Annotated in this window: 6 protein-coding genes; 5 read left to right on the top strand and 1 reads right to left on the bottom strand. The window is 45.7% G+C overall.

Annotated elements, in window-relative coordinates; all coding sequences use genetic code 11:
* The first annotated feature begins 190 nt into the window (after nt 1-190).
* Nucleotides 191-1,315, top strand: coding sequence for an ROK family transcriptional regulator (locus tag GKG43_RS15080; RefSeq protein WP_050641659.1), 1,125 nt, complete (start codon nt 191-193; stop codon nt 1,313-1,315).
* Nucleotides 1,316-1,900: 585 nt separating this feature from the next.
* On the opposite strand, the gene GKG43_RS15085 is transcribed toward GKG43_RS15080, so the two are convergent.
* Nucleotides 1,901-2,611 (bottom strand): FadR/GntR family transcriptional regulator, encoded by a 711-nt coding sequence (locus tag GKG43_RS15085; protein WP_129879288.1) that lies wholly within the window; start codon nt 2,609-2,611, stop codon nt 1,901-1,903.
* A gap of 290 nt (nt 2,612-2,901) precedes the next feature.
* Between GKG43_RS15085 and GKG43_RS15090 the strand changes: the two genes are divergently transcribed.
* Genes GKG43_RS15090 through GKG43_RS15105 form a run of 4 tightly spaced genes read left to right on the top strand, consistent with a single transcriptional unit; the run spans nt 2,902 to nt 6,998 of the window.
* Nucleotides 2,902-3,507 carry a class II aldolase/adducin family protein gene (locus GKG43_RS15090; RefSeq protein WP_050641657.1) on the top strand — a complete coding sequence of 202 codons (606 nt, stop codon included), beginning with the start codon at nt 2,902-2,904 and terminating at the stop codon, nt 3,505-3,507.
* Nucleotides 3,508-3,528: 21 nt separating this feature from the next.
* Entirely contained in the window at nt 3,529-4,326 is a 798-nt protein-coding gene (locus GKG43_RS15095) for an N-acyl homoserine lactonase family protein (protein ID WP_050641656.1), read from the top strand.
* A 13-nt stretch (nt 4,327-4,339) separates the two neighbouring features.
* On the top strand, nt 4,340-5,554 hold the full coding sequence (locus GKG43_RS15100) for a Tm-1-like ATP-binding domain-containing protein (RefSeq protein ID WP_055153897.1): 1,215 nt from the start codon (nt 4,340-4,342) through the stop codon (nt 5,552-5,554).
* Between the two features lie 4 nt (nt 5,555-5,558).
* On the top strand, nt 5,559-6,998 hold the full coding sequence (locus GKG43_RS15105; protein ID WP_129879289.1) for a GntP family permease: 1,440 nt from the start codon (nt 5,559-5,561) through the stop codon (nt 6,996-6,998).
* Nucleotides 6,999-7,032: the final 34 nt, after the last annotated feature.

The raw sequence follows: 7,032 nt of genomic DNA on the forward strand, positions 1-7,032 counted from the left end.
TATCCCTTCCTTTTGCTGGTATGGCATAGTCCCGGGACACAGAAGGAGCCTTGTTTTTTGCAAAAGGAGATCATTATGTGCTTACAGCGTAATTGTGAATGGTTCTGTTGTGGGAAAATGATTGTATTGGTAAGGAATATGTGTTAAAATTAATACATTAATAAAATACTTTTATAAAACGAGGGAAGATATGACGGAAAATAAGCTGAATAATATGGATGTTAAGCGGAATAACAGGAGCAGGGTTTATCACCTCCTTTATGAACATGGGCCAGAATCACTAAAGAATATTGCGGGAATATTGGACATGAGTATGCCGACGCTGCTGCAGAATGTGAAAGAGCTGAAGGCAGAGAATTTGATCATGGATTCAGGGGTTAAAGAATCTACAGGAGGGCGGAGGCCAAAGGTCATTGGCTGTAATTTTGCTGCGAAGGTCTCGGTTGGTCTGGACATTACAAGGAATCACGCAGTATTCATGTTGATTGACCTGAAGGGCAATATACTTCAATACAGAAGAATACGTTATACATTTAAAAACGAAAAAGAATATTTTGACAATCTTGTGATCAAATTAGAAGATTTTTTGGAAGAATGGGATGTAGAGCGCAGCACAATTCTCGGGGTGGGAATCTCTCTGCCGGGCATCATTGATGCGGACTCAAAGTACATGATGGTCGGCAAGGTGCTGGACTTTGACGGCGGAGACCTGGATGAATTCCGGAGCAGGATTCCCTATCCCTGCCTGTTTAGCAATGACGCTAATGCGGGTGGATTTGCAGAGCTTTGGCGGGCCGGTAATTTGGAAAATGTGATTTACCTATCGCTTAGTAATACGGTGGGTGGGGCGATTCTGATCAACGGGCAGAATTACTACGGAGAGACGCAAAAAGGCGGTGAATTCGGACATCTCATCATAAAGCCGGGGGGGAAGGCGTGCTACTGCGGACGCAGGGGCTGTGTGAATGCATATTGCTCTGCTACGAACCTGCGCTTGGGGGAGGAGACTCTGGAAGATTTTTTCAGAAAGCTTGCAAAAGGCGAAGAGATACAAAAGAAAGTGTGGGATGAATATAAAGAATATCTGGTACTGACTATATTAAACCTTAGGACATCCTTTGACTGCGATATCATTCTGGGCGGATATGTGGGAAGTTTTCTCGGAGATTATGTGGAGGAAATAGCGGCTGAGGTGCAAAAGAACAGCCTGTTTGGCGAAGAAGTGAACTTTATCAAAACCTGCTATTATCAGTATGAATCCTCTGCGGTCGGGGCGGCGCTCATGCATGTAAAAGAGTTTGTATCGGGGATTTAGGCGGCAAGCTTTAGACTTGTCGACGGACGGGGACGCTCCATGAAGGGATAGCCGAAAGCCTTCCGGAGAACATCCATGTCCTTTCAAAAATGCGGCCACGGGCCTAAGAAATTCTAGGCGGGAAACAGCCGCAAAAATGGAGCACAGCTGACACATCACGAGAAATCCGATGATTTCTCGCGCTGGGTCAGCCGATTTTTGGATTCGGTATCCAAAAATCTCTCCATTTTTGCGGCTGTTTCCCACCAAGAATTTCTAAGCCCCGCTTTGAGCGTTTTTGAAAGGACATGGATGTTCTCCGGAAGGCTTTCGGCTATCCCTTCATGGAGCTGGCGCATCCGGCCGGTAGGTAAAGTTCGTCCCTAAGGTAGAGCTTCATACGGGGGCAGCGTATGGTATTGAATTGGTGGTACTTTCATACATCCGCTGCCCCGGTCAGGGATCCGCCCTGTCATGAAGCGTCCCTGTCCGTTGACAATGATGAAGCTTGCATACTTTGTTATATAAGGGGAAAGAACCTTTCTATTATAGAAAAAGCCTTCCCGTTGGGATGAGCACTTTGTCCTATAATGTTTTTGGATACCTTTATTTGCCTGTGTTTTCCGGGGGCTTGCTGGTCAGAAGCTTTTTCACCCTGCTCAGATGCTGGTACATTGCCTCATATGCCCGATCGGGATTTTTTGTCAGTATCGCCTCAAATATCGAGGTATGATAGGAAACAACTTCATCCATAGGCGTCGTGTTTTTCAGGCTCCAATACTGATGATTAGATATGATCTGGGGCATGGCGGAAAGGCAGTTGGTAAAAAAGTCTGAATGTGAAGCATTAGCCACGGCCAGATGGAAGTCGGCGTCCGCCTGAAAAAAATAATGATCCTGCCCTGCCTTTAATTTACGGATTTCATCAATGGATCGGAACAGGCTTTCCTGTATCTGGATAATATCTTCTGCATTGGCATGGACAGCGGCCTGCCGGCTCCCCTCGGATTCAATCAGGCAGCGGAGCTGCACGGACTCCTGTAAGATTACTTCATTTTTCAGATAGGGCGTATTTTTTCCGGAAGAGATAAAAGATGGCGGGACATTGGTTACAAATATGCCAGAACTTCTTTTGACAGAAACGATATCTTCCTGGGTAAGCAAAGAAATTGCCTCTCTTACCGGTACACGGCTGACTTTATAATATTCTGCAAGCTCCCGCTCAGTGGGCAGTTTGTCTCCGGCCTGATATTTGCCGGATATAATCTCTTTTTTTATATCTTCTGAAATGATTTCTCCAAGGGATTTCTTCTTCATGTCTCTTCCTCCGCAAATATATCTTGTAAATAAATTATACCAAAAGCAAGAACATAAAGCAATGGTTTTGAAAAAATGGTATATAAAAATACCAATATGGAATAAAAAATAAACCTATTGTATAAAAACAACTGTTGAAAATAGTGCATATTAAACGAATAATAAAAAGAAATGAAAGTGATATTGACTAAAAGAGATAAAGGTTATACTATTTTAATATAAACAGGGCCTGTTAAAAGAAAAATAGTTGGTATAAAAAATAACCAAAAACAATGAGGAAAGGAAAATTTATGTATCTTAATTTTATAGAAAAAAAGAACGATTTCCTCCGTGCAGCCAGACGTACATATGAAAGCGGCATACAAACCGGAACGGGTGGAAACCTGAGCGTGAGACTGGATGATCATTGTATGCTCGTAAAGCCGAGCGGTTTTTCGTACGGAGCGTGTTCGGAAGAAAATTTGACAGTTACAGATTTTAGCGGAAAACTCATGCATGGTATCTATCAGCCCACAAGAGAATCTGTTCTGCATGGAAATCTATATAACAGGTTTCCGGATATTGGGGGGATTGTCCATGTCCATTCTCCATATGCAATCCTGGCATCGCTGCATTATGACCAGGTTGAGCTCGTCACGATGCACTCAGCCTTGAAACTGAGGGAGTCCATCCCTGTCATTGATGTAAAAACACAGGCGGTAGAAGCACAGGAGCTATATAAAGTGTTTCACGCTTTTGAAAACAATCCGTCCCTGTCCGCTTTTATTCTCAGGGGACACGGGATCGTTGCAATCGGGAAAACCGCGGAAAAAGCGGGACAGACTGCAGAACTTATTGAAGAAACCGCGATGATTTTCTGGGAAGACGAAAAAATGAAATATATGAAAAACAGTTGAATTAAAATCAGGAGGATACCTATGCAGAACTATACAATTACCCCAATTATTACAGGTTATACACATACAAACAAGGCTACATACCTCTACCATCACAGTATACATAAGTACTATGATACAGAGGGGTTTGTAGATTTGCCGGTTACCATTTTTCTGGTGCAGGGAAACGGCCGCAAGATCCTGATTGATACGGGAATGTCTGATACAGACAGGGCGGGAAAATATCATCACCCGGGATCTGTGCAGCCGGAAGGGCATGCAGTATACGAACAGCTGGATAAGCTGGGGATTGGATGCGGGGAGATTGATACTATCATTTTTACACATTTACATTGGGATCATGTCTATTATACGGACCGGTTTACAAATGCGAAGATGTATGCACAGCGAAAAGAATATGAATTTGCCATGAACCCGATCCCGCTTTACTATAAGTCTTACGAGTACCCGGCGCTGGGAATCCGGCCCCAGTTTGCGGATATGGAAATTACGCTTCTGGACGGGGAATGTGAGGTTATGGACGGAATCTATGTGTACCCGAGCACAGGACATTCCGTTGGCCATCAGACGGTGGTGGTCAATACGAAAGACGGGGAGTACCATTGCTGCGGTGACCTGATCTTTACTTATGACAATATAAAAGAGGTGCCGGAAGCGCATTATGACATCACCCCTCCCGGCAGATTCCTGGACATAGTTGATTCCTGGAACAGCATTGTTGAATTGAAAAGAAGAGCGAAATCACCGGACTTTATTCTGCCGACCCATGCGCCGGAAATGATTGAACTGGTAGAATCGGGAAAAATACTTGGCGTATAGGCGGGGATAAAATATGAAGACAATAGCGCTGATTTCTTCACTGGATACAAAAGAAGAGGAAATACTGTATGCAAAAGAACTGATAGAAAAACGAGGCCTGTTTACCTTTCTAATTGATCTGAGCACGCGCAGGCTGGAGAATGCCCATGCTGATTTAAAAGCGAAGGAGATTCTGGGAGCCGCAGGGATTGGGGAGGAACAAATCCGGGCTATGGATAAGGCGGACTGTATCAGTGCCATGGAGAATGCGGCCAAAACTGCCGTTCAAACGGCATATGCTGATGGCCGGTTCCAGGGGATTCTCTGTATTGGGGGAGGTCAAAATGCCAGGATGGCGGCAGAGGTAATGAGAGAACTGCCCCTTGGGGTGCCTAAGATGATCGTATCGCCTCTCATATCGGGGAAAAGAACGATCGAACAGTTTATGGGGGCGAGCGATATTATTCTCAGGCATTCCGTGGTAGATTTCTCCGGGCTGAACTCGATCAGCAGGAAGGTGATTTATCAATGTGTGCAGGCTGTGGTTGGGATGGTAGTGCATCCTTATAGCAGAGAGGATGCAGGGGGGGTTAAAATTGGCATGACAATGCTTGGCGTTACCACCAGATTTGCGGATGGAATTGTGAAGGGCATGGGGGAAGAGGTTGTCTGCTTTCATGCCAACGGCACCGGTGGAAGATGCTATGAGGAGATGATGAGGCAGGGCGTATTTGATGTGTCTTTGGATGCGAATCTCCACGAACTTACCTGTGAAATGCTGGGCGGCTTTTGCGAAGGGGCGCCAGGGCGTCTTCGTGCGGCTGCTGATTCAGGGATTCCGATACTCTGCGTTCCAGGGGCGGTTGATGTCATTGATTATTATTTTGAGGATGGAGTGACTGAGCGTCCTGAAAGATTTCTGGAACGGAAGCATGTATTTCATAATGCGAATATATGCCATACAAAAGCATTTCCCGAAGAAATGCGGCAGCTGGGGGAAGAGACTGCGAAGCGGCTGAACCGTGCGAAGGGAAAGGTGACCGTAGTGCTTCCGGATGATGGCTTCTGCGAGGCGGGGAGAAAAGGGCAGGCGCTCTGTGATCCGGCTGCAGATCAGGCGTTTACGGAAGCGCTGAAGTCGAAACTGGATAAAAACATCCGTGTGCTGGAGGTGGAAGGAAATATTAATGATGACGCCTGTATTGGCCTTTGCATACGGGAGGTTCAAAAATTAATAGAAAAGAGGTAGATTTATGACGATTTCAGCAGTTATAGGTTTGATAGCGGTACTGATATTTCTGATTTATTTCTCTTATAAAGGCGCACCGATCGTGATTATAGCTCCTATAGGCGCGATCATATTGATATTGTTTGCAAGCGGGCTGGATGCCAAAGTAATGGCTGCATATACGGAAGTATATATGAAAGGCTTTGGGAATTTCGCTAAAAATTTCTTCCCGTTGTTTGTTACGGGTGCATTATTTGCCAAAATGATGGACAGTGTAGGTTATACCAAATCAATTGCCAGGTTTGTGGCACGGCGGCTGGGAAAAGGCAAGGCAATCATGTCCGTAGTGCTTGCGGGAGCGATCCTGACATATGGAGGCGTGTCACTGTTTGTTGTGGCATTTGTCGTGTATCCGATTGCGATTTCTTTGTTCCGGGAAGCGGACATCCCTAAAAGGCTGATACCAGGAACTATCGCTCTGGGTGCGTTTACATTTACCATGACGGCTCTGCCGGGCACGCCGCAGGTACAGAATACCATTCCCATGTCCGTATTCGGCACGGATTCCTTCGCGGCTCCGGGTCTGGGAATCATAGCAAGTATCCTGCTCTTCGGACTGGGGTATCTGTGGCTGTCGGCAAGGGCGAAAAAGGCAAAGGCGCTGGGAGAAGGGTATGGAGAACACCAGGATGAAGCATCTGCAGTCGATATGGCTGATAGCACGGATGTGCCTCCGGTCTGTCTGGCGGTACTTCCGATTGTCCTGATGTTCGGATTGAATCTGTTTTTATCAAAAGTGTATTACCCACGGGTAAACGGTGGATATCTGGAGGAGTACGGAACCAGCTTGCCGGCGGTTGCCGGAAATTGGAGCGTAATTATTGCCATTGTAATCTCCATCGTTGTGATTTTACTAATGAACATTAAAAAACTAAAGGGGATGGGGATTAATACCGTCTTAAAAGACGGCGTGACAACAACTTTCGGTCCAATCGTAAATGCCTGTGCGATTGTTGGATTCGGAACAGTCATTACTTCTCTGCCGCTTTACACCGGACTTCAGCAGCTTTTGGTCGGAAGTTCACAGAATCCACTGATATCGGAGGCTCTGTCGGTAAATATACTCTGTGGAATTACCGGCTCGGCTTCGGGCGGTCTGGGTGCGGCGATCAGCGGATTTGCAGACAATTATATGCAGATGGCTGCATCCGCCGGCATATCACCGGAGGTGCTGCACAGAATTGCCTCGCTTGCATCCGGGGGACTGGATACGCTTCCGTTTAACGGAGCGGTACTCACTACGCTTGCGTTATGCGGGATGACCCATAAGCAATCCTATAAAGATATGTGTGTAGTATCTGTTATTATTCCGATGTGTGTAACTGTAATCATGGTAATATTGGCTAGTTTGGGGCTTCAGTTGATAGTGTCAAATGATGTATGGAAAAACGAGTCAAATAAATAAGGCTCAATTGAACCTTGAAAACTGTAGATATTGA

It is taken from the genome of Eubacterium sp. BIOML-A2 (genome assembly GCF_009680135.1).
GTDB classification, from domain to species: domain Bacteria; phylum Bacillota; class Clostridia; order Lachnospirales; family Lachnospiraceae; genus Faecalicatena; species Faecalicatena contortus_B.